Source organism: Nocardia fusca NBRC 14340, from assembly GCF_001618425.1.
GTDB classification, from domain to species: Bacteria; Actinomycetota; Actinomycetes; order Mycobacteriales; family Mycobacteriaceae; genus Nocardia; species Nocardia fusca.
Genome location: NZ_BDCU01000100.1, coordinates 1 through 946, shown reverse-complemented (window position 1 = coordinate 946; position 946 = coordinate 1). Strand labels below are relative to the sequence as shown.

1 protein-coding gene is annotated in these 946 nt (G+C 67.9%); it reads left to right on the top strand.

The window, feature by feature from the left end; translation table 11 throughout:
• A partial coding sequence (locus NF4_RS36010; protein ID WP_232330813.1) for a condensation domain-containing protein occupies positions 1–946 on the top strand: 946 nt, incomplete at both ends.

Genomic DNA, 946 nt, shown 5'->3' with positions numbered 1-946 from the left:
GGCCGGGTTGGATACGGGGCGGATCCAGTCCGAGCTCGGGCGGCGGTTGCCGTCGTACATGGTGCCGTCGGTGTTCGTGGAGCTGGATGCGCTGCCGTTGAATGCCAACGGGAAGTTGGATCGGCGAGCTCTGCCGGAGCCGGTGTTCGAGGTGCAGGAGTTCCGGGCGCCGTCGACTCCGATCGAGGAGATCGTGGCGAATACGTTCGCCGAGGTGCTCGGTGTGGACCGGGTCGGCGCCGATGACGATTTCTTCGCCCTCGGTGGTAATTCGCTGATCGCGACGCAGGTTGCGGCGCGGTTGGGCAAGGCGCTGAATGCCACGGTGCCGGTGCGGATGTTGTTCGAGGCGTCCACGGTGGCCGGTTTGGCGGTGCGGGTGGAGCAGCACGCCGGGTCCGGTGGGCGGACGCCGCTGGTGGCGCAGCCGCGGCCGGAGCGGGTGCCGTTGTCCTTGGCACAGCAGCGTATGTGGTTCCTGAACCAGTTCGATACGGACTCGGCCGCGTACAACATTCCGGTCGCCGTCCGCCTGTCCGGTGATCTCGATATCCCCGCTCTGCGGCAGGCGGTTGCCGATGTGGTGGACCGCCACGAAACCTTGCGGACACGCTATCCGGTGGGTCCGGGTGGGGTGCCGTACCAGGATGTGCTTCCCACCGCGCAGGTGATCGCCGGTGGTCTCACGCTCGTCGCTACCGCTGATCCGGTGGCCCGGATCAGCGAGTTGCTCTCGGCCGGTTTCGATGTGACGGCCGAGGTGCCGTTGCGGGTCGAGTTGTTGCAGGTGGCCGGTGCGGACGGTACCGGCGAGGTTTCCGATGCCGCCGGCGAATTCGTGCTGGCGATGGCGGTGCACCATATCGCGGCCGACGGCGCCTCGGTGGGACCGCTGACCCTGGACCTGATGACCGCGTATGCGGCGCGTACCGCCGGGAATGCTCCC